Raw genomic sequence first — 20997 nt, 5'->3', positions numbered from 1 at the left:
GGTCGAGGGTCCGGCGATGTACCCGGCGGGCGGAGTTGTGCTCGCCGTTGGAAGTAATTCGGGACTTCGTCACCTGCGGTGGGTAGGGTGCGGATGATGTATCGCATCAGTGCGGCGTGATCTCGGTCATGTCGAGTTAGGCCGGTTTGGGTTGGATAGACGGCGTTTGTTCGGGGTTGTCGCAGCGGGAGCAGCCGGGGTTTTGGCTGGTGGTGGCGTTGCTTGGGGGGATCCGATATTCACGGGGTCGGGTGGTGGGACTCCGGGGGGCGCGCCGCCGGATGGGCGGGTGCCCATCGGTCCGGGGGTGTTGAGTTCGCTGCCGATTCCGGGGAATGCGATGGCATTGACCATCGATGACGGGGCGAATCCGGAAGTGCTTGGCGCTTATCTGCGGTTCGCGCGGGACACGGGGGCGCGGCTGACGTTCTTCGTGACCGCGTACTACGAGTCGTGGCGGATCCATCGGGACGCGTTGCGGCCGCTGGTGGATTCGGGGCAGGTGCAGGTCGGCAATCACAGTTGGGATCACCCGGATCTGACGAAACTGTCGGCCGACGCTGTCGCGTCGCAGTTGCGGAGGGCGAAGGATTGGCTGTGGGACAACTTCGGCACGGATGGCACGCCCTATTTCCGCCCCCCGTACGGCCGCCACAACGCGACGGTCGACCGGGTCGCCGCGGATCTCGGCTACACGGTGCCGACCCTGTGGAGCGGTGTGATCGGTGATGGCGTGATCGTCACCGAGCAGGTGGTGGCGCAGATGGCGCGTAAATCGTTCAACCAGGGCGCGATTGTCCTTGGGCACGCCAATCAGCTCTCGGTGACCCGCGTATTCGGCGAGTACGGGCAGATTCTGCGCGAGCGGGACCTGCGGTTGGTCACCCTTAATGATGTCTTAATACCTCCGGGGTGAGAATCCCGATGCCACAACGCAGGTCGAGCTAGGTCAGGTTTTACGAGTGGATAGACGCCGGATTTTGTCGCTGCTGGCCGCGGGTGCCGCGGTGGCGCTCACGGGGTGCACGTCGGTCGCCGAGGGCGAACCGATCGGCAGTGGTTCGGCGGGCAATTTGCTCCCGCCTGCCCCGCCCCCGCCGCTGCTACCCCCGCCGCCGGGCGGGCCGAAGACTCCGATCCCGGCGGCGACCATCACGGCGCTACCCGGCAATGGCGCCTGCATGGCGCTCACGGTGGACGATGGTGCGAGTCCCGAGGTGGTGGGCGCGTACATCCGGTTCGCCAAGGATACGGGCGCGCGCTTCACCTTCTTCGTCACCGCCTACTACGATTCCTGGACCATCCATCGCAACGCGCTGCGGCCGCTGGTGGATTCGGGTCAGATCCAACTCGGCAACCACACCTGGGATCACGCCGACCTGACCAAACTCTCGACCGCGGGGATCAAGTCCCAGCTCGAGCGGTCCAAGAATTTCCTGCGCGACAATTTCGGCACCGACGGCACACCGTATTTCCGCCCGCCCTACGGTCGACACAATGCCACCGTCGACAAGGTGGCCGCCGACCTCGGCTACACGGTGCCCACCATGTGGTACGGATCGCTCTCGGATTCCGGGGTGATCACCGAGGAGTACCTGATCGAGTGTGCCCGTAAGTATTTCAATCCGCAGACCATCGTCATCGGACATGCCAACGCCCCGGCAGTCACCCACTGCTATCCGCAACTGGTGGACATCATCACCGAGCGCAAGCTGTCCATGGTGACGCTCAACGACGTGCTGGCTCCCCCGCGCTGAGGCGGAGGCGGCGAAATTCCTTCGCCGCCACCGTCTTTCACGCGACGATGTTGACGAGTCTGCCGGGAACCACGATGAGCTTGCGCGGTGCGGCCCCGCCGAGCAGTTCGGCGATGCGCTCATCGGCCAGGGCCGCGGCCTCGATGGCGGAGGCGTCCGCGTCGGCGGGCACCTGAATCCGACTGCGCACCTTGCCATTCACCTGGATCGGGTATTCGACCGAATCCTCGACCAGCAGTGCGGGATCGGCGACGGGGAACGGGCCGTGCGCCAGGGATGCGTTGTGGCCCAGGCGCTCCCACAGTTCCTCGGCGATATGCGGGGCCAGCGGAGCCAGCATGAGCACCGCGGGCTCGACCACCGCGCGCGGCGCGCCGGCCGGATAGTTCTTGGTGAGGTGGTTGGTCAGCTCGATGAGTTTCGCGCCCGCCGTATTGTCGCGCATCGCGGCGAAATCCTCGTCCACGCCCGCGATGGTGCGGTGCAGCAGGCGCAGCGTCTCGTCGGTGGGTGCGGCGTCGGTGACCCGGACCGCGCCGGATTCCTCGTCCACCACCAGCCGCCACAGCCGCTGCAGGAAGCGGTGCGCGCCGACGACATCCTTCGTGGCCCAGGGCCGGGAGGTGTCCAGCGGACCCATCGCCATCTCGTAGAAGCGGAAAGTATCGGCGCCGTACAGGTCGCACATCTCATCGGGGGAGATGGCGTTCTTCAGTGATTTGCCGATCTTGCCGTACTCCTGGAACACCTCGGCCTCGACGCCCTCGGCATCGGTCCAGAAGAATTTGCCACCACGCTCGACGACCTCGGCGGCGGGAATGTAGGCGCCGCGCTCATCGGTGTAGGCGAACGCCTGGATGTAGCCCTGGTTGAACAGTCGACGGTAGGGCTCGCTGCCGGAGACATCGCCCAGGTCGAACAGCACCTTCTGCCAGAAGCGCGAGTACAGCAGGTGCAGCACCGCGTGTTCGACGCCGCCGACGTACAGGTCGACGCCACCCGGATCCTGCGGGCCGTGCTCGCCGGTGCGCGGGCCGAGCCAGTACTGCTCGTTCTCCTTGGCGCAGAACTGCTCGGCATTGGTGGGATCGGCGTAGCGCAGTTGATACCAGGAACTGCCCGCCCAGTTGGGCATGACATTGGTGTCGCGGCGGTAGCGCTTGGGTCCCTCGCCCAGATCCAGCTCCACATGGACCCAGTCGGTGGCCTTGGCCAGCGGCGGGGACGGTTCGGATCCGGCGTCGTCCGGGTCGAAGGTGACCGGCGCGAAATCGTCGAGTTCCGGAAGCCGTACGGGCAGCATGGATTCCGGCAGCGCGTGCGGTGCGCCGTGCTCGTCGTAGACGATGGGGAACGGTTCGCCCCAGTAGCGCTGGCGGGCGAAGAGCCAGTCGCGCAGCTTGTACTGGATGGTGCCGCGCCCGTGGCCGTCGGCCTCCAGTTTCGCGATCATGGCCGCCTTGGCCTGTTCGATCGAAAGACCGTTCAGGAAGCCCGAATTCACGATCTCGCCGCCGCCGCTGTGCGCGCCCGCGGTGATATCGCCGCCCGCGACGACCTCGACGATGGGCAGCCCGAAAGCACCCGCGAATTCGTGGTCGCGGTGGTCGTGACCGGGCACCGCCATGATCGCGCCGGTGCCGTAGCCGCTGAGCACGTAGTCGGCGATGAAGATCGGCACGGCCGCGCCATCGGCCGGGTTGGTGGCGTACGCGCCGAGGAAGACGCCCGTCTTCTCCTTGCTCTCCTGGCGTTCCAGATCGGATTTGGCCGCGATCGACTTGCGGTAGGCCGCAACGGCTTCCACCGGATTCGCGGACGCGCCGATCCAGCGCGGATCAGTGCCCACAGGCCACTGCGCGGCGGCCAACCCGTCGACCAGGTCGTGTTCCGGCGCCAGCACCACGTAGGTCGCGCCGTAGAGGGTGTCGGGTCGAGTGGTGAACACCTCGATGGCGCCCGCAGGAGAATCGAAACGCACCTGCGCGCCGCGCGAACGCCCGATCCAGTTGCGCTGCATGGACTTCACGTTCTCGGGCCAGTCCAGATGGTCCAGATCGTCGACCAGGCGGTCCGCGTAGGCGGTGATGCGCATCATCCACTGCCACAACCGCTTCCGGAAGACCGGGAAGTTGCCGCGCTCGCTGCGGCCCTCGGCGGTGACCTCCTCGTTGGACAGCACCGTGCCCAGACCGGGACACCAGTTGACCATCGAATCTGTCTGATAGACCAGGCGATGGGAATCGAGCACCGCGTCGCGCTCGGCCCGGCTCAGCGCCGCCCAGGCGCGGCCGTCGGGGGTGTGGCGCACGCCGGAGGCGAATTCGGCGGCCAGTTCCGCGATCGGGCGGGCGCGGCGCAGGTCCTCGTCGTACCAGGCGTTGTAGATGCGCAGGAAGATCCACTGCGTCCAGCGGTAGTACTCGGGATCGGTGGTCGCGAATGAGCGACGTCTGTCGTGGCCCAGGCCGAGCCGATCCAACTGGCGCTGCATGGTGGCCATATTCGCTTCGGTCGTGATCCGGGGATGCGTGCCCGTCTGCACCGCGTACTGCTCGGCGGGCAGGCCGAACGCGTCGTAACCCAGCGCGTGCAGCACATTGCGGCCGTGCATGCGGTGAAAGCGCGCGAATACATCGGTGGCGATATAGCCGAGCGGGTGACCGACATGCAGACCCGCGCCCGAGGGATACGGGAACATGTCCTGCACGAAGAGTTTGTCGGCCGGGGTGGGACCCGCGAGCGGACCTACCGGATTGGGCGCGTGGAAGGTCCCGCGCTCGTTCCACGTCCGCTGCCACCGGCGCTCGATGCGGCCGGCAAGCTCCGCGCTGTACCGGTGCTCGGGTACATCGCTCTCGGTTGCACGGGTGTCCTGCACGGTCCTGCCTTCTTGTTCGCGCCGATCCTCGACAAACTTCGCCTATCAGGGTAGAACGTGCCCCCAACCGGATTTACCAAGGGCCGCGCCCGCCTGTGTCACGCCGTGTTTGAAAGGTGTGCCACACCGGACCTGAAAGGGTGTGCCACACCGCGCTTGAAAGGGTGTGCCACACCGCGCTTGATAAGGGTGTGCCACACCACGGCGGCGCGGTGGAGTCGGTGCGTTAGCCTGATTCGGTGTTCGTCGTCGCTCTAGTCCTGTTCGTACTGGCTGCGGTGGCCATCGCCACCGGGTTGCTCGGGCTGACGGGTCGGCTGCCGCGCAACCGCTTCGTCGGTGTGCACACCGAGGCCGCCCTCGCCAGCGTCGAGAGCTTCCGCCTGGCCAATCGCGTCGCCGCCCCCACCTCGGTCGCGGCGGGCGCACTGCTGTTCGCCGGCGGTCTGGTCACCTACGTCGCCTCCGGTCCGCTCGCGCTCGCGGTGCCGATCGTGGTGGGCGTGCTCGCGGTGTTCACCCTCGGCAGCGGCGCGAACGCGGCGGCTGCGGCCGCGGCCCGGCTCGCCCCCGTTCCCGCCGCGGGCGGTTGCGGGAGCTCCTGCGGCGCGTGCTCATTGCGCGATGCGTGCGGCGCCTGACAAACACCGCCGCCCTTGAACCTGCGCATGGCCGGAGCGAAGGCGGAGGTACGCCAACTGGCGCTGCCTGCGAAGCTGTCCGCAGACCTGCGCATGGCCGGAGCGAAGGCGGAGGTACGCCTAGTTGCTGCGAGGTTGATCACTCGGCGCGAGGCCGCCACCGTTAGCGTGAGTCCGTGCGATTCCTGAGCAAGCTGTCCATCGACGGGTTCATCCTCGCGATACTTGCCACGGTCGCGGTCGCGAGTGTCTTCCCCGCCCGAGGCACCGGGGCGGAGGTGGTGGCCTGGGCGACGAAGATCGCCATCGCGGTGCTGTTCCTGCTCTACGGCACTCGGCTGTCCCCGCGCGAGGCGCTGGCGGGTCTGACGCATTGGCGGCTGCACCTGGTGGTGCTCGGCTGCACCTTCCTGCTGTTCCCGCTGCTCGGCTTGGCCGCGGCGGTGCTCAAACCCCATGTGCTGACCGATGATCTGTACACCGGTCTGCTGTTCCTGTGTCTGGTCCCGTCCACGGTGCAGTCCTCGATCGCATTTACCTCCATCGCGAAAGGCAATGTGCCGGGCGCGATCGTGAGTGCGACCACCTCGAATCTGCTGGGCGTCTTCGTGACTCCGCTGCTGGTGATCGCGCTGATGAACACCACGGGCGAGGCGAATGTCGAGGTCTCCTCGATCGTGGATATCGTGCTGCAATTGCTGGTGCCGTTCCTGATCGGTCAGCTGATCCGGCCCAAGGTGATCGGTCTGCTGCGCCGCTATGCCGAACCCACCAAACTGGTCGATCGGGGTTCGATTCTGCTGGTGGTCTACAGCGCGTTCAGCGCGGGAATGGTGGAGGGCATCTGGCATATGCTCTCGCCGTGGCGCATTGTCGCCCTGGCCGCGGTCTGCGCCGTGCTCTTGGCGATCGTGCTCGGGTTGACGGCGCTGATCGGTCGCACGCTCGGTTTCGATCGCGGGGATCGGATCGTTATCGTCTTCTGCGGGTCGAAGAAGAGTCTGGCCACCGGATTGCCCATGGCCACGGTGCTTTTCGCGGGGCAGCCGATCGGCTTGATCGTGCTGCCGCTGATGATGTTCCACCAGATCCAGCTGATGACCTGCGCGGTATTGGCGCAGCGCTGGTCGCGTGACGCGGCGGCGGATCTGGCCGAAACGGCCTGAGGCGCCGGCACGTTCAGCGAGGCAGCGATTCGAGTGCGACCAGGACCGCCCGGTCGGCGGCCGGATCGCCGACGGTGACGCGCGCGCTGCCGTCCGGATACGCCTTGGCCGTGATCCCGGCCCGCCGCAGTGCGGTGGCGACACCCGGTCCCGGCAGGTAGAGGAAGTTGGCGTGACTGCGCGGTATCGCTAAACCACGCAGGCACAGCGCGTCTCGCAGCGCCTCGCGTTCGGCGGTGATGCGGGCGATGCGCGCGCGGAGTTCGGTCTCGGCGGCATAGGAGGCGTCGACCGCCGCCATGGCCGCGGCGCTCACCCCGAACGGCAATTGCAGCCTGCGAATTCGCTCGATCGGCTCGCGGGCGCCGAAGCAGTAGCCGATGCGCAGCCCCGCCAATCCGTATGCCTTGGAGAAGGTGCGCAGCACAAGCAGATTCGGGTATCGGTCGAGCAGTCGTAGTGTATCGATCCGGTCGGCGGGCGCGAGGAACTCGGCATACGCCTCATCCAGTACGACCGGGACGTGCGACGGCACCGCACCCAGGAACGCACCTATTTCGTTGGCGGACAAGACGGTTCCCGTTGGATTGTGCGGTCGACATACGATGGCGAGCCCGGCGCGGCCATCGATGGCTCGAGCCATGGCCGGGACATCCTGATCTCCGAACGCGTCCAGTGGCACCGGCACGGCCGCCAACCCGGCCATCTCGGCCATGATCGGATACCCGTCGAAGGTCGGCGCGCCGTAGACGATGCCCGCGCCGGGTGCGGTCAACGCCTGCATGATCTGAAAGGCCACCCCGGTCGCCCCCGATCCGACCACCACTTGGTCCTCGCCCACACCGACGCGTCCGGCGATGAGCCGAGGCAACCGGCGCGGCAGGAATTCGGGATATCGATTCGCCTGTGCCAGTGCCTTGTTGACCGCGATCAATACCGAAGGCAGTGGCGGAAACGGATTCTCGCTCAGGCTCAGATCGAAGCGCGCCTGCTGCCGCAGCACGCGGTGACGCACCGAGGGGTGGGTGTCGTCGGGCAGCCGCAGCGTCATGCGGCGGCTCCCCACCGCACGGCGGCCGCGCCCGCGAAATCGCCCGCGTGCGCGAAGGCCGCCAGCAGCACCACCGACCCGTTGCGCAACCTGCCTGCCCGATTCTCCGTGTCCAGGGTCACCGGAATACCAGCGGCGAAAAGGTTTCCGCAGGTATCGAAGGTGTCGGGGTGACGTTCGGCGGGTAGTTCCAGCGCGTCGTGCCAGTTGCGCAGGAACAGCCGATTGGGCTGATTGGTGACGAGGGTGTCGATATCGCGCCCTTTCACGCCGATCCGCTCGCACACGGCGAGCGCCACCTCCGGCACCAGTCGATTGCCGCGCGCGAATACCTTGGTGATCTTGGATTCGGTGAAGCTCACGCACACCTGTCCTTCGCCCGGTTCCCAGTACTTGCGGGTGCCGTGCGTGGAAAAGCCCATATCCCCGGCGAATTCGGGATAGGTGCGGCATTCGGTGTCGAGAATCGGGGCCCCCTCGCCCTTGACCAGCAGCCCGACCCCGCAACCGTCGCCCGGCACCGGGGCCTGGGCGAGATTGCGGATATCGGTCTGGGTGAAGACGGTGCCCGCGCAGTTCTGGGTGACCGCGATCAGCGCGGTGCGCGCGGAGGTGGTGCGCAGGATCATGCTCGCCAGTGCCATCAGGTGCACGAAGGCCGCGCAGCCGCCATTGTGCACGTCGTAGACGTGGGTGGGTCGGATGCCGAGTCGGCGCGCGATTTCCGGACCGGCGCCGAGCACCGGATTGTCCGGCAGTTGGGTGTGGGTGAGCAGTACATCGACACGGGAAAGCAGTTGTGCCCCATGCCGTCGCACGAGTGGCTGGACGGCGCGCTCGACCATGTCGACGGCCGTCTGCTCGCGCCCGATGTGGTGGCGGCCCTTCGGTGCGCGGAACATGACGTTCTTGGCCATCCGCTCCGAGCGCGCGAACCGGGTGAAGTATTCGGTCGGCACCGGTTCGCCGGGAAGGTAACTGGCGACATCGACCAGGCTGACCGGCACGAGCGTCATCGCCGCATCCAATCGGGCTTGATCGCCAGACCGTGCGCGGCGCGGTATTCGCAGATGGCCTTGAGGTTGTCCAGTTCCAGTTGGTGACCTGCCGCGAACATATCCCAGAAATCACCCACCCACACCGGCCTTTTCGCGGGCGCGGTCTCCGGATACGGGTTGTGGTCGTAGAAGGGGTGGCGGCAATTCACCCACAGCACAACCGAACCCGGCTTGTCGAGCACCGCCTGCGCGTCGATCACCCGCATCAGGTAGATCATCCACAGGTGTTGTCCCTGGTCCCAGGCGCAGTGGTAGTCGACGGTCATCGCCTCGGCATTCGCCACGGTCCTGGTGTAGATCTCGGTGCTGTCGCCGAGACGGTCGTGGGCCAACCACAGGCCGGGTTCCTCGGTCGCGGTGAAGCCGCGCAGGCTATAGGTCCATTCCTCCAGCGAGCGGGTGTCGGCCAGGTATTCCCACACTTCGCGTGGTGGTGCGGCGATATAGCCCTGTACCGGGCAGAATTCGCCGAAGACCTGCTCGTGCGGGTACACCGAGCGGAGCATGTCCATGATGATCGGGGTGGTCGCCTCCCGGTCGGAGTTCTCGATGCGCAGGACGCCCGCGATGGTGTCGGGGATGTCGCTGAGCGCGGGTAGCGGGTTGCTGAGGGTCACTGGGTGCTCCTTGGGGGATGTTCACGACGGGACCGCCGCCAGGAACGGTGCGAACGGCGGGATCTCATCCGGATCGCAATCGATGGAAATAAAGGACGGCCCGGTGCTTTCGGCGTCTTGTCGCAGTGCGGCGGCGAGGTCGTCGACGGTCCGGGCAGTGCGGGCGGGCAGCGTCGGGAACATGGCCGCGACGCCCGCACCGGGATGCGCGGGTCGGAATCGGTTGAAGCTGTAGCGATCCCGGTAGTAGAGCTGTTCACGGGTGACGCACATGGCGTGCGCGTTGTTGTTCAGGATCAGGAAGGTGATGGGCAGCGAGTGTTCGATGGCGGTGTGAATCTCCATGCCGTGCATGAAGAATGCACCGTCACCCGCGATGACGATGGTGCGGCGCACCCCGTCGGGACCCTGATGCCGGGCGAACGCGGATCCGATGCCCGCGCCGAAGGCGTATCCCATCCCGCCCATGCCCAGCGCGACCACGAATCGGGCGCCCCGCGAGACCGGCAGGTGATGCACCACGGCGGCCCCGGTATTGCCCGCGTCGGCGAAAATATCGGTGCCCGAGGGCAGTTCGGCCGCGACGGTTTCGATGATCTCCCGATAGCGCGGCCATGGACCGTCGGCGGGCGGCACCGCGAGCGGTGTCGGCGGATGCGGTGCGGTGGGCGCGGATTGCGTACGGGCGCCGGCGAATTCGGTGGCCAGGTCGGCGAGGGTGACGGCCAGATCGGTGCTGGAGGCGTGCAGGGCCGGCAGGTGCGGCGGCGCGACACCGATACTGGCCACCGCGATATCGCCGAGGAGTTGATCCAGTCCGGTGCGCGCGGTGACGGGCATCCGGGTGCCCACCAGCAGGCAGAGTTCGGCCGCGCGCAGCGCCTCGGTCAATTCCGGATGACCCATGCTGCCCGCCACACCCCGGAATCCGGGATCGGCATTGTCGTAGACGTCCTTGGCGTCGGGGGCGACACCGACCGAAGCGTCCAATGCGTGGGCCAGCCGCGCCAATTCGGTGCGGGCATTGTCGCGGGCCACCTGGTCGCCCGCGATGAGCACCACTTTGCCGGTGCGCGTCGCCGCCCGCAGTGCCGCGCGCACCTTCGGCAACGCCCCCGCGTCCTGTCGCGCGGCGTGGGTGCGCGGCCGGACCGGCGGCAGTGCGCTCGCGTCGGACTGCTGGACATCCTTGGGCAGCAGCAGGACGGCGGGTCCGCCGCGCCGGGCCGCGCCGATCGCTCGATCCAGCGCGTCGGGCAGCGCGGCGGGGGCGTCGATTCTGGCGCAGAAGCGCGAGATCGCGCCGAACAGGCGGACGGCGTCGATGGCGCCCGCGCTGCCGCTGGTGTCCTGGAAGGCGCCTTTGCCTTCCAGCGTGGTCGGCGGTTGGCCGACCAGGGCCAGCACCGGAACCCGCGAGGTGAACGATTCGGCCAGTCCGGCAACGAGATTCATCGCTCCGCCGCCGGAGGTGGCGGCCACGACGCCGAGGGCGCCGGTGCTGCGGGCGTAGCCGTCGGCCATGGTCGCGGCCGAGAATTCGTGTTTGGCGACGATGCCGGTGAGCGCGCCGGAGCTGTCGAAGACGGCGTCGTAGAGGTCCTCGATATTCGCGCCGTCGACGCCGAAGAGGTGTCGCACGCCGAGGGCCGCGATCTCGCGCACCAGATAATCGACGACCCTGTCCGCCATCGGCGCTCCTAGTTGCCGACCGCCGGCGCGTCCGGCGCCCACGGTCACTTCCGCGTACACCGTGAGATACGGGCCGGATCGGTGTGCGGTTCAACCCTTCGGGCAAATACTTGGTACGCGATGAATCGCGCCGGAAACTCGCCTCTTGCGTGTACGTATACATCTACGTATAGTGAGTTCATGCCCAACAAGACGATCTATGTCGCCGACGACGATCTGCCACTGTTCCAGCGTGCGCAGGAACTGGTCGGCGGCAACCTGTCGGGCGCGGTGGTGACAGCGCTGCGTCGTTTCATCGAGCTCGAGGAGGGCAGGCAGGAGGGCTACGAAGAGGTCGTCCTCAGGGTTGGTCACTACGGAGCCCGACAGGTTCGTTTCTCCGGCGCGCTGCTCGGCGAGTTGCACGACGTCGATGACGAGCGTAGCGAGACCTACAAGGTCTACCGCAGCCGGAAGGGCAAATTCGTGCTGCACACCCGCCTCGCCAAGTGGTCGGAGTATCCGACCGACGCCGGTATCACCGGCATGACCAACTGGCGCGACTGGAAGAACTGGCGTCGCACACTGATCGGCGTCAGCGACCAGGAGTGGGGCGATTTCACCATGGAGATCGTGGACGCCATCCCGGATCTCGAGGGCCGGATTCCGGATCGCCTCTACCGCAGGGTCGCCGATCTCGCCGAACATCCGCATATCGAAGATCTCGATATCTGACCAAGTAATCCAACCGAACATCCTTCGGGCACAAGCGAATAAACCCAAGCACAAGCCGTACCCCTGAGGGGGCGGTGCGGCTGAAACATGCTCTTATTCGCACTCAACTATGAATTGGAAGGGTCCGGCCATGACCAACGGCCACCACCGCGCACCGGCCATCTCGGCGCTCGGGCTGCGCAAATCCTACGGCGAGCACACCGTGCTCGACGGCATCGATCTCACGGTCCCCGAGGGAACGATATTCTCGCTGCTCGGCCCCAACGGCGCGGGCAAGACCACCACGGTCCAGATCCTGTCCACTCTCATCTCCTGCGACGGCGGCGAGGTCAGGGTCGGCGGCTACGACCTGATCAACCAGCGGCGCGAGGTGCGCAAGACCATCGGGGTCACCGGACAGTTCTCCGCCGTGGACGAACTGCTCACCGGTCGGGAGAACCTGCACCTGATGGGCGATCTGCACCACCTGCCGCGCAGCCGGACCCGACGGCTGGCCGCCGACCTGCTCGAGCGCTTCGACCTGGTGGACGCGGGCGACAAACTCGCCTCCACCTACTCCGGCGGTATGGTGCGCCGCCTCGACCTGGCCATGACGCTGGTCGGCGATCCGCGCGTCATCTTCCTCGACGAACCCACCACCGGACTCGATCCGCGCAGCAGGCGGGTCATCTGGGACATCATCCGCGGCCTGGTCCGCGACTACAGCGTCACGGTCTTCCTCACCACCCAGTACCTCGAGGAGGCCGACCAACTCGCCGACCGGATCGCGGTGCTCGACCACGGCCGACTGGTCGCGGAGGGCACCTCGGCCCAACTCAAGCGACTGGTGCCCGGCGGACATATCCGCCTCGAATTCGCCGACCGCGCCGCGCTCGCGGCCGCCTCGGCCGCCCTCGGCACCGCCCGCGTGCTCAACGAGGAGGACGACGACGTCAACGCCGACGATCTCACGCTGGCGGTGCCGAGCGACGGTGGGGTGAAATCCCTGCGCGCCGTACTGGATCGGCTCGACTACGAGCGCATCGAGGTGGCGGGCCTGTCGGTGCACACCCCCAATCTCGACGATGTATTCCTGACTCTCACCGGCAACACGACCATGGACAAGGAGATGGCCCGATGAGCGCCGCGACCCTGGTGCTGACCGATTCCGCCACCATGCTGCGGCGCAATCTGCTGCACTTCAAACGCTATCCGGCCATGGCCTTCTCGATGATCGTGATGCCATCGATCCTGCTGGTGGTATTCCGCTTCGTCTTCGGCGGCGCGCTCGAGAAGTCCTCCGGCGGAAACTATGTCGACTACGTGGTGCCCGGCATGCTGCTGCTGGTGCCCGCCTACCTCACCGCCGGGGTCGCGGTCTCGGTCGCCACCGACACCAGCAAAGGCATCGTGAACCGATTCCGGACCATGGCCATCGCGCCGTCGTCCATGCTGACCGGACATGTGATCGGCGCGATGATCCAGGCCGTGCTCGGGGTGGGCTTCATGATGGCGGTCGGATTCGCGATCGGCTGGCGGCCCAGCGGCGATGTGGTCGACTGGCTGGCGGTCTTCGGTCTGGTCATCTTCTTCAGTTTGGCGCTGTCCTGGCTCGCGGTGGGGATGGGCTTGGTCGCGCCGAATCCGGAGAGTGCCAGCAATCTGCCCTTCCCGATCCTCATGCTGCCCTTTTTCGGCAGCGGGCTGGTCGCCACCGACACCATGCCGCTGGGTTTGCGCCAGTTCGCCGAATACCAGCCGTTCACACCGCTCACCGAGACCGTGCGCGGCCTGCTGATGGGCACGCCGATCGGCAACAGCGGCATCATCGCACTGGCCTGGTGCGCGGGTATCGCGATCGTGGGCTACGCCTGGTCGACCTCGGTCTTCCGCAAGCAGAGCAACTGAATCAGGCTCGAACACAACAGGATCCGAACCCTCGCCATTCCCGGCGGGGGTTCAGATCGTCGCGGTGAGCAGAACCCGGCCGGTGTCGACGCGCTTGATCTCGACCGAGGCGATGCCGCTCGGCGCGGTGTCGACCACTCGGTCGATGGTCAATTCGGTGCCGGGACCGGCGGGCCACTCGCCCAATACCTCCTGCTGACCGTCCGCCCGATGCACCAGCAGCGTCAACTTCCAGCTGTACTGCTCATCGCTCGGGCCGTAGTCGCAGGTCATCACCACGCGCGTCTTTCCCCGATACGGAATCAGTTTCACACTCGCGGAGACCGGCGAGGACTCGACCGCCTGCATGGCTCGCTCGGCGAAGACCTGTTCGGTGCCGGTCGGGGTGTGCGAGGCGGTGACCGAGGCGACCACCGGCACCGAGATGGCCACCGCGGCGGCCGCGGCCGCGATGGCCGAACCCACCGCCACCCACCGGCCGCGCCTGCGGCGACGCGCGGCCTCGAGCGTGAGCCGCGGCAGCAGTTCCGGGGCGGGCAGCTCCTCGGTCGGCTCGATCATGGCGAGCGCCGTGCCCGGATCCACCAGCGCCAACAGACCGGGCAGCCCGGCCAATTCGGCCACCCCGGCCCGACATTCGGGGCAACCGGACAGATGCGCCTCGTACTCCACGCGCTCGTCCCTGGTGAGGGAGCCGAGCACATACGGCGCATCCCAGGTGAGGTAGCGGTCGCCCGAATCGCGACCGGTCGCGATCTCCGTCATTGGTTCGTCACCCCCATCTCCTGTAGTGCCAGCCGTAACGCCCGCATGCCGTAGTGCATCCGGGATTTCACCGTGCCCGAAGGTATCTCCAGCTCCGTCGCGATCTGCTCGGTGGACAGGCCGCGATAGTAGGCCCGCACGATCACCTCCCGATGGTCGACGCTGAGCCTGCTCAAGGCGTCCGCGATGAGCCAGCCGTCCATGGCCCGGTCGACCTGATCCGGCGCCGATCGCTCCGGTGGCGCGTCGGTGCCGAACTCGCGCCGGTGGCGGGCGCTGCGATACTCGTCGACGGCCAGATTCCTGGCCACCGTGAACAACCAGGCCCGCGCCGACCCCTCCGACTGATCGAGCACCCTCGGCCGCTGCCAGGCGCGCAGCAGGGTCTCCTGGACGATGTCCTCGGCTCGGCCCGGATCGCGCACCAATCCGAGCGTGTAGCGCCACAGCGCCGACGCGTGCTCGTCCACGAGCACCCGCATGAGGTCGTCGGTCGGACTCTCCGGCATCGCTCACCTCCCGCTCATCCCACGGTTTCACGCGGGGGAAAGGTTCAATACCTAGTTGCGTTCCAACTCGATCGGATGGGTGGCGAGCAGCGACAGGGGCAGCGGTTGGCGGCGCAACACATGCGCCCACAGGTCGGGGCGGTCGGCGCCGATCGGATCGGAGGGCAACGCGGACAGCACGATCCAGTCGTTATTGGCCAACTCCCCCTCCAGTTGACCGAAGGTCCATCCGGCATAGCCCGCGAAGATGCGCAGACCCTCGATCAGCGGGCCGATCCGCTCCGGATCGGCGTCGAGATCCACCAGCACCACCCGGCCGTCCACCCGGCGCAGGCCCGACACCTTGTCGATATTCACACCGACCCGCAGGGTGCCCAGGCACAGCGCGGCGTCGCGCTTGACCGGACCGCCGATATACAGGGTGCGCGGCGGCGCGGACGCCTCGGTCCAGCGCGGTAGGACATCCTGGACCGGGGTGTCGCTCGGGCGGTTCAGCACCACACCCAGGCTGCCCGCGTCATTGTGTTCGATGATGTAGACGACGGTGCGCCGGAAGGTCGGCTCCACCAGATCCGTCGCCGACACCAGGAGGGTGCCCGCCCGTACCACCTGCTCGCCGTGCCGGAAGTCGCGCCGCCCGCGGTCGCCGTGCCCGCCGCGAGTCTTCCGATCATCCGGGTCATCTGCGCGTGCCACCCAGACATCATCGCAGTTGTCGCGGCCGCGCGCCGTTTTTGCGACCGAGATGACGGCGGCGGAATTGGATCGGGTTACAGTGCGGCCATGGAACGGCCCGAGGTTCTCCTCGAAAATGTTGACGCGGTCTACGATTTCTATCGCTCGCACCAGCAGAATCGACTGCAGGCATGGGGTGCCTACGCGCTGCTGGCCCGGCGGTATTTTCCCAGGATCTCCTACGCGGCCGGTGCGCGCGAGGCGCTGCGCGAGGTCATCGCGCAGCGGCGGCCACTGCTCATCGCCATCAACCACCTCTCCGAGAACGATCCCTACACGGTCGCGGCGGCGGCTTGGCGCAGCGAATTGCGCCGGGTCATCGGGCGGGTGCGGGTGCTGGCCAAGGATGAGCTTTTCGCCGAACCAGTGCGCCGCCGCCGCATCGACATGATGGGCGGCATCCCCGTCTTCCGGGGTAAGGATCACGGCATCCGCGCGGTCAACGCGGCAGGTCAGCGCATGATGGATATTTGCGCCGAGCGGATCGCCGACGGTGACGGGCTCGCGGTGTTCCCGGAGGGCACCTGCAACGATGTCGATCCCGCGGTGGTGCAGGCGGTGGGCAGCGGGATCGGGCATATCGCGTTCCGGGCGCGGCGACTCGGGGCGGAGCCGGTGCTGGTGAGCATGGGTTTGAGCTACGGTCCGCGCACCGATCCCGGTGTCGAGCCGACCAAGGAGCAGGCCAGGTCGGCGAGCTTCCATTTCGGCGTGCCGATCACCGAATTGCCCGCGCGGCCCGCGGATATCGCGCGGCTGGTGCGCACCGACCTGCAGGTCGCGCTCGATGGAGCCTGTGCCGCATATTGATTCGGATTCGGTATTTCGAAAACGCTATTGTGACAGTCCGAGTTGATCTCTGGCCCAGTGCGGGACCATCGTCAGATACTCGGGCCGCTGCTCCACGAACTGCTGGACCAACGGACACATGGGCAGCACACCCAGACCCTCGACCCCGGTGGCGTTCAACGCCGATTCGATGAGCTCGTGGCCGTAACCCGTACCCGCGCCGTGGATCTCGGTGTGCACGAACGCGCGCTCGGCGGCGGTGTCCTGATAATCGGTATAGCCGACCAACGTGCCGTCGACGTGGATCTCGAAGCGTTCCAGCGCGATATTGTCCCGGATCTCGGTCGGCATGGCAGCGACGCTACTACCGCGCGCCGACATCCGGGTCATCCGACGCCATCTCGAAATCGGCTGTCGGACTTGTCTACCGGGCGCGCGATGCGCAGAATGCTGTGGGGCGGCCCGGATGCGCCACCGCGCCCACCACTGCTCGGAGGTGCGGAAATGCCTAGGACCCGGTCCTTTTCGCGAGTGCTCACCGCACTGGCCGTCGGGTTGGGTGCGCTCATCCCCGCAACGGCCGCCGCGGCGCCGCAGCCGGTATTCGGCGCGTGCCCGGAAGGCGCGGTCCAGGCCGACAGGGGAGCGGAGTGCGCGACAGTGGGCGTGCCGATGGACTACACCGATCCCGACGGACCGCGCATCGAGGTGACGGTCAGCCGGATCGCCGCCATCGGCGGGCGGCGCGGCGCGCTGTTCACCAATCCCGGCGGCCCCGGCGCGGACGCGCTCGACTTCTGGGCGCGGCGCGTCGATGTCATGCCCAGCGAACTGACGCACTACGACAGGTACGCGGTGCAGCCGCGCGGATTGCGCTGGGCCACACCGCTGCGCTGCGGCGCCACCGCCGAAGGGTCGAGCGGGGAACGGGTCTCGCTCGGCGGCGGCAGTCGCGAGAGCATGAAGAAGTCCTGCGATGCCGACCAACCCGGCTACCTCGACACCATCACCACCGAGAACACCGCGCGCGACCTGGACGCCGTCCGCGCCGCCCTCGGCTTGGACCGCATCGGCTACCTGGGCACCTCCTACGGCACCTACCTCGGCGCGGTCTACGCCTCGCTGTTCCCGCAGCGGGTCGAGCGAATGGTGCTGGACTCCAACGTGAATCCCGACTGGGTCTGGACCGAGGAATTCGCCCAGCAGCAGATGGCGAGCAAAGCGCGTCTCGACGACCTGTTCGCCTGGATCGCCGACCATCGCGACGACTATCACCTCGGCGATACCGCGCTGCAGGTCTATCAGACCTGGGTGCGTCTGGTCGCCGCGCAGGGCGGCGGCTGGTACGCCAACCTGACCCCGCCGCCCGCCTCCGTAGCCGACCTGCCCGGCACATTGCCCGAACCACTCGCCCAGATCGCCCGCGACGGCTTCAACAGCGGTATGGAACAGGCAGGCAAGGTGCAGAACCTGCTGCGCGCCCTGATCTCCGGCGGTGCGTCGGCGCAGGTTCCGCTGCTCGGTGCGACCTCGGTCGCCTCCTACTCCCGCACCTTCTGGCCCATCCTGGCGGGAGCGATGGCCGATCTGGTCGCCGATCCGACGAATGTGGGTCGGCTGCAGGCCATCGCGGGCGCGGCAGGCTCCGACCCCACCGGACGCTTCGTCTTCTCCGCCATCACCTGCAATGAGAACACCGTGCACGGCCGTCTCGAACTGGTCGGCGCCGCGGTCGGCACCATCGTTTCCGGTGGCAATGCCATGGATGCGCGAGCCGACCTGGTGCGCTCCGGTCTGGCGTGCGGCGGGTGGCCCGCGGTGGCCACTCCAGTCCCCCTCACGGGTGCCGGTCTGCGAACCAAACCGCTTCTGCTGCAAAGCAAACACGATGCGCTCACCGCCTATGCGGGCGGTCCGGCGATGGCCCGTGCGCTCGGTGGCACCCTGATCACCGTCGAGGGCGGCGACCACGGCGCGTTCGGTCGCCACAACACGGTGGTCGACGACGCGGTGGTCGAGTACCTGCGGACCGGGACCGTAGCGGTCGTCAGCGCCGAGCAGGCGCCGCTGCGCTGACCACGCGGGGGTGTGCGGCGGTTCGCGGAGTGGTTGCGCTGCGGTAGGTGCGATCGCGTTCCACAATGGTCGGCGTGATGACGGCTGTGCCTCGAGTGGTGCTCGCACCGGACAAGTTCAAGGGATCGCTGGATGCGCCGGGGGTGGCCGCGGCATTGGCGGCAGGGATTGCCGGTGTGGCGCCGGGGGCGGAGATTCGCGAGGTCCCCGTCGCCGATGGCGGTGACGGGACGGTGGACGCGTTCGTGGCGGCCGGTTGGCAGCGGATCTCGTTGACCGCGCCGGGGCCGACGGGTGTGGACGCGTCCGCTTCGTACGCGGTGCGGGGCGATACGGCCGTCATCGAGTTGGCGGCGGTGGTCGGATTGGCGAAACTGCCCGGCGGACAGTTCGATCCGCTGGGTGCGGGCACCGAGGGCCTCGGGGTGGTCATCGGCCACGCGCTGGAGGACGGTCGCACGAATATCGTGCTCGGTCTCGGCGGTAGCGCCTCCACCGATGGCGGCGCGGGCATGCTGCGCGCATTGGGGGCGCGCCTGTTCGACGCGCAGGGCCGCGAATTGTCAATGGGCGGAGCGGCATTGCTGGATGCCGCCCGATTGGAATGCGCCGCAATGCATCCCGGCATCGCAGGGGCGCGCTTCACCCTCGCCTGCGATGTCGACAACCCGCTGCTCGGTCCGCAGGGCGCGGTCGCGGTGTATGCCGCACAGAAGGGCGCGACAGCCGAAGATATGACGCTTCTGGAAGCGGCACTGGCCAATTGGTCGCGCCTGGCCGGTGCGGGCTACGCCGGAACCCCCGGCGCGGGCGCGGCGGGCGGCACCGGCTACGGCGCACTCGCCCTCCTGCACGCCGAAGTCCGCTCCGGCATCGAGCTGATCCTCGAACTCCTGGATTTCCCAACCCTGCTCGCCGATGCCACCCTGGTCGTCACCGGCGAGGGCTCGCTCGATCCCCAGAGCCTGCACGGCAAGGCCCCGATCGGCGTCGCCCGAATGGCCCGCACCGCAGGGATTCCCGTACTGGCGGTCGCGGGCCGAACCTTGCTCACCGGACCCGAGATCGAAGCGGCCGGTTTCGCCGCTTGCTACACCCTTACCGACCTGCAACCGGATTCGACGCTGTCCATGACGCATGCCGCCGAGCTACTCGAGCGCATCGGTGCGAAACTGGCCGCCGATCATCTTTGAACGCAGCACGATTCGTCCCGCCGTCCGCGATCCCTTTAGTGTCTCCGGTGCGTGCTTGCTCCTCTTGGCATCACTTCACTATGCCGACTCGACCATCTGCCCGGTGAGTTGGGCGCGATTGCGGTCGGCCCACTCCTCGAGCGGATGCAGGGCCATCCGCAACTGCTCGCCGAGCGGGGTGAGCGAGTATTCGACCCTGGGCGGGATTTCCGGGTAGATCTCCCGGTGCACGACACCGCTGGCTTCGAGTTGCCGCAGGTTCTCGGTGAGCACCTTCTCGCTGACACCGTCGAGCAGGGCGCGGATCCGGCCGAAGCGCTGCGGACCGTCACCAAGCACCCACATCAGGTGCATCTTCCATTTGCCGCCGACGACATCGATCGCCAGTGACATGCCGCAGACCTCCGCGTGATCCGCATCACCGTTCATCGCGCGCGCACTCCCTGTGACCATATTTCGAACCTCGAGGTAAGCAACCGCACCCGAATGTGCGGTCTTCCCGACTCTACCTGCGGTGATGACCATGGATTCGGCGCGCAGCATCCGAAATCAGACCCGAAGGGAAATGCAGCACATGTCGGCGAACACCGCGAACACCGCACATTCCGTAACCGTGCTCGGCCTCGGCCCGATGGGGCAGGCCATGGTCCGAGCCTTCCTCGCGGCGGGCACCGAGGTGACGGTATGGAACCGCAGCCCCGAAAAGGTCGACGCCATGGTCGAATTGGGCGCGCGCAGGGCGGCGACCGTCGCCGAGGCGTTGGACGCCAATGCACTGATCGTGATCAGCCTGACCCACTACGCCGCCATGTACGACGTGCTCGGCCAGGCGCGAGATCATTTGGCGGGCAAGGTGATCGCCAATCTGTCCTCCGATTCGCCTGTGCGGGCCCGCGAAGGTGCGCAGTGGGTGCGATCGCATGGGGCACGGTTCATTTCCGGCGGCGTCATGTCGGCGGGCGACAACCTGACGCATCCGGCCTCCTACATCTTCTACAGCGGTCCGCGCGAGGTGTTCGACGCCGTCTCCATCCTGCTGAGTCCACTGAGTCCGCAGGAGTACCTGGGTGCGGACGACGGTCTGGCGCAGATCTTTTACCAGGCGGGTCTGATCGTCTTCCATCCGTGGATGCTGGCTTTGGATCAGGCTTTCGCCGTGATCGAGCGTTCCGGACATCAGATCGACCAGTTCCTCCCGTACGTGCAGCGCGCCACTCAGGCATATCCGCACTTCATCGAGGAATTCGCGGCGGCGGCCAAGGTCGGCGGTTGGGGAACGGAGGCGGGTCTGCGCATGATGGACGCGGGTGCACAGCACATTATCGAGGCCAGCGAGGAGGTCGGCGTCGATGCCACGCTCTCCCATGCCTCGCAAGGGCTTTGGCGGCGCGCCATCGCGGCGAGCGAGCAGGAGGGCCGCGCGGTGCCCGTGTATGAGGTGATCTCCGGGGGGCCCGCCTGAGTCA

At 67.3% G+C, this 20997-nt stretch carries 21 protein-coding genes; 11 read left to right on the top strand and 10 right to left on the bottom strand.

The features are described 5' to 3' along the window. Window positions 1-289 precede the first annotated feature (289 nt). Together D5S18_RS11570 and D5S18_RS11565 are read left to right on the top strand one after the other, a co-directional pair. The gene (locus D5S18_RS11570) at window positions 290-916 is read left to right on the top strand and encodes a polysaccharide deacetylase family protein (protein WP_239003677.1); all 627 of its coding nucleotides are present in this window, start codon (window positions 290-292) and stop codon (window positions 914-916) included. A gap of 46 nt (window positions 917-962) precedes the next feature. Beyond that, on the top strand, window positions 963-1757 hold the full coding sequence (locus D5S18_RS11565; protein WP_239003676.1) for a polysaccharide deacetylase family protein: 795 nt from the start codon (window positions 963-965) through the stop codon (window positions 1755-1757). A gap of 37 nt (window positions 1758-1794) precedes the next feature. Here D5S18_RS11565 and leuS read toward each other — a convergent pair whose 3' ends face one another. Beyond that, window positions 1795-4638: a leucine--tRNA ligase gene (gene leuS, locus D5S18_RS11560; protein WP_120039772.1), complete on the bottom strand. Its 2844-nt coding sequence runs from the start codon at window positions 4636-4638 to the stop codon at window positions 1795-1797. A 239-nt stretch (window positions 4639-4877) separates the two neighbouring features. Between leuS and D5S18_RS11555 the strand changes: the two genes are divergently transcribed. Next, on the top strand, window positions 4878-5279 hold the full coding sequence (locus D5S18_RS11555) for an SdpI family protein (RefSeq protein WP_120039771.1): 402 nt from the start codon (window positions 4878-4880) through the stop codon (window positions 5277-5279). A gap of 176 nt (window positions 5280-5455) precedes the next feature. Beyond that, a complete protein-coding gene (locus tag D5S18_RS11550) occupies window positions 5456-6445 on the top strand; it encodes a bile acid:sodium symporter family protein (protein WP_120039770.1) in 990 nt (329 codons plus the stop codon). A 13-nt stretch (window positions 6446-6458) separates the two neighbouring features. Here D5S18_RS11550 and D5S18_RS11545 read toward each other — a convergent pair whose 3' ends face one another. Genes D5S18_RS11545 through D5S18_RS11530 form a run of 4 tightly spaced genes read right to left on the bottom strand, consistent with a single transcriptional unit; the run spans window position 6459 to window position 10863 of the window. Further along, window positions 6459-7496, bottom strand: a complete 1038-nt coding sequence (locus D5S18_RS11545) for an aminotransferase class I/II-fold pyridoxal phosphate-dependent enzyme (protein ID WP_120039769.1) — start codon at window positions 7494-7496, stop codon at window positions 6459-6461. Next, window positions 7493-8512: a 3-oxoacyl-ACP synthase III family protein gene (locus D5S18_RS11540; RefSeq protein ID WP_120039768.1), complete on the bottom strand. Its 1020-nt coding sequence runs from the start codon at window positions 8510-8512 to the stop codon at window positions 7493-7495. The genes D5S18_RS11545 and D5S18_RS11540 overlap by 4 nt, the downstream gene beginning before the upstream one ends. Then, on the bottom strand, window positions 8509-9171 hold the full coding sequence (locus D5S18_RS11535; protein WP_120039767.1) for an SRPBCC family protein: 663 nt from the start codon (window positions 9169-9171) through the stop codon (window positions 8509-8511). The genes D5S18_RS11540 and D5S18_RS11535 overlap by 4 nt, the downstream gene beginning before the upstream one ends. Window positions 9172-9192: 21 nt before the next feature. Further along, the gene (locus D5S18_RS11530) at window positions 9193-10863 is read right to left on the bottom strand and encodes a thiamine pyrophosphate-binding protein (protein WP_120040634.1); all 1671 of its coding nucleotides are present in this window, start codon (window positions 10861-10863) and stop codon (window positions 9193-9195) included. Window positions 10864-11043: 180 nt separating this feature from the next. On the opposite strand from D5S18_RS11530, the gene D5S18_RS11525 reads away from it, so the two are divergent. The 3 genes from D5S18_RS11525 to D5S18_RS11515 all read left to right on the top strand — a co-directional run bounded on the left by D5S18_RS11525 (window position 11044) and on the right by D5S18_RS11515 (window position 13464). Further along, on the top strand, window positions 11044-11577 hold the full coding sequence (locus D5S18_RS11525; protein WP_120039766.1) for an EXLDI protein: 534 nt from the start codon (window positions 11044-11046) through the stop codon (window positions 11575-11577). Between the two features lie 130 nt (window positions 11578-11707). Then, window positions 11708-12697 (top strand): ATP-binding cassette domain-containing protein, encoded by a 990-nt coding sequence (locus tag D5S18_RS11520; RefSeq protein ID WP_120040632.1) that lies wholly within the window; start codon window positions 11708-11710, stop codon window positions 12695-12697. After that, the gene (locus D5S18_RS11515) at window positions 12694-13464 is read left to right on the top strand and encodes an ABC transporter permease (RefSeq protein ID WP_120039765.1); all 771 of its coding nucleotides are present in this window, start codon (window positions 12694-12696) and stop codon (window positions 13462-13464) included. The genes D5S18_RS11520 and D5S18_RS11515 overlap by 4 nt, the downstream gene beginning before the upstream one ends. A 51-nt stretch (window positions 13465-13515) precedes the next feature. Here the strand turns inward: D5S18_RS11515 and D5S18_RS11510 are convergent, their stop codons facing one another. The 3 genes from D5S18_RS11510 to D5S18_RS11500 are packed head-to-tail and all read right to left on the bottom strand — an operon-like array spanning window position 13516 to window position 15434. Continuing rightward, window positions 13516-14229: an anti-sigma factor family protein gene (locus D5S18_RS11510; protein WP_120039764.1), complete on the bottom strand. Its 714-nt coding sequence runs from the start codon at window positions 14227-14229 to the stop codon at window positions 13516-13518. Next, window positions 14226-14738 carry a sigma-70 family RNA polymerase sigma factor gene (locus tag D5S18_RS11505; RefSeq protein ID WP_120039763.1) on the bottom strand — a complete coding sequence of 171 codons (513 nt, stop codon included), beginning with the start codon at window positions 14736-14738 and terminating at the stop codon, window positions 14226-14228. Before D5S18_RS11505 ends, D5S18_RS11510 begins: the two co-directional genes overlap by 4 nt. 51 nt (window positions 14739-14789) lie before the next feature. After that, window positions 14790-15434, bottom strand: a complete 645-nt coding sequence (locus D5S18_RS11500) for a YqgE/AlgH family protein (RefSeq protein ID WP_120039762.1) — start codon at window positions 15432-15434, stop codon at window positions 14790-14792. 87 nt (window positions 15435-15521) lie between these two features. Here D5S18_RS11500 and D5S18_RS11495 point away from each other — a divergent pair, with 87 nt between their 5' ends. Beyond that, window positions 15522-16283 carry a lysophospholipid acyltransferase family protein gene (locus D5S18_RS11495; protein ID WP_120039761.1) on the top strand — a complete coding sequence of 254 codons (762 nt, stop codon included), beginning with the start codon at window positions 15522-15524 and terminating at the stop codon, window positions 16281-16283. A gap of 24 nt (window positions 16284-16307) precedes the next feature. Here the strand turns inward: D5S18_RS11495 and D5S18_RS11490 are convergent, their stop codons facing one another. Further along, window positions 16308-16613 carry a GNAT family N-acetyltransferase gene (locus D5S18_RS11490; RefSeq protein WP_120039760.1) on the bottom strand — a complete coding sequence of 102 codons (306 nt, stop codon included), beginning with the start codon at window positions 16611-16613 and terminating at the stop codon, window positions 16308-16310. 153 nt (window positions 16614-16766) lie between these two features. Here D5S18_RS11490 and D5S18_RS11485 point away from each other — a divergent pair, with 153 nt between their 5' ends. Together D5S18_RS11485 and D5S18_RS11480 are read left to right on the top strand one after the other, a co-directional pair. Continuing rightward, entirely contained in the window at window positions 16767-18338 is a 1572-nt protein-coding gene (locus D5S18_RS11485; protein ID WP_120040630.1) for an alpha/beta hydrolase, read from the top strand. Between the two features lie 77 nt (window positions 18339-18415). Beyond that, entirely contained in the window at window positions 18416-19531 is a 1116-nt protein-coding gene (locus D5S18_RS11480) for a glycerate kinase (RefSeq protein ID WP_203236683.1), read from the top strand. 78 nt (window positions 19532-19609) lie between these two features. On the opposite strand, the gene D5S18_RS11475 is transcribed toward D5S18_RS11480, so the two are convergent. After that, window positions 19610-19960, bottom strand: a complete 351-nt coding sequence (locus D5S18_RS11475; RefSeq protein WP_120039759.1) for a winged helix-turn-helix transcriptional regulator — start codon at window positions 19958-19960, stop codon at window positions 19610-19612. Between the two features lie 88 nt (window positions 19961-20048). On the opposite strand from D5S18_RS11475, the gene D5S18_RS11470 reads away from it, so the two are divergent. Continuing rightward, window positions 20049-20993, top strand: coding sequence for an NAD(P)-dependent oxidoreductase (locus tag D5S18_RS11470; protein ID WP_345789758.1), 945 nt, complete (start codon window positions 20049-20051; stop codon window positions 20991-20993). Window positions 20994-20997 lie beyond the last annotated feature (4 nt).

This window comes from Nocardia panacis, from assembly GCF_003598715.1.
GTDB lineage: Bacteria > Actinomycetota > Actinomycetes > Mycobacteriales > Mycobacteriaceae > Nocardia > Nocardia panacis.
Note: the sequence above shows the minus strand (reverse complement) of the source record. Positions and strands in the feature narration are given on the sequence as shown.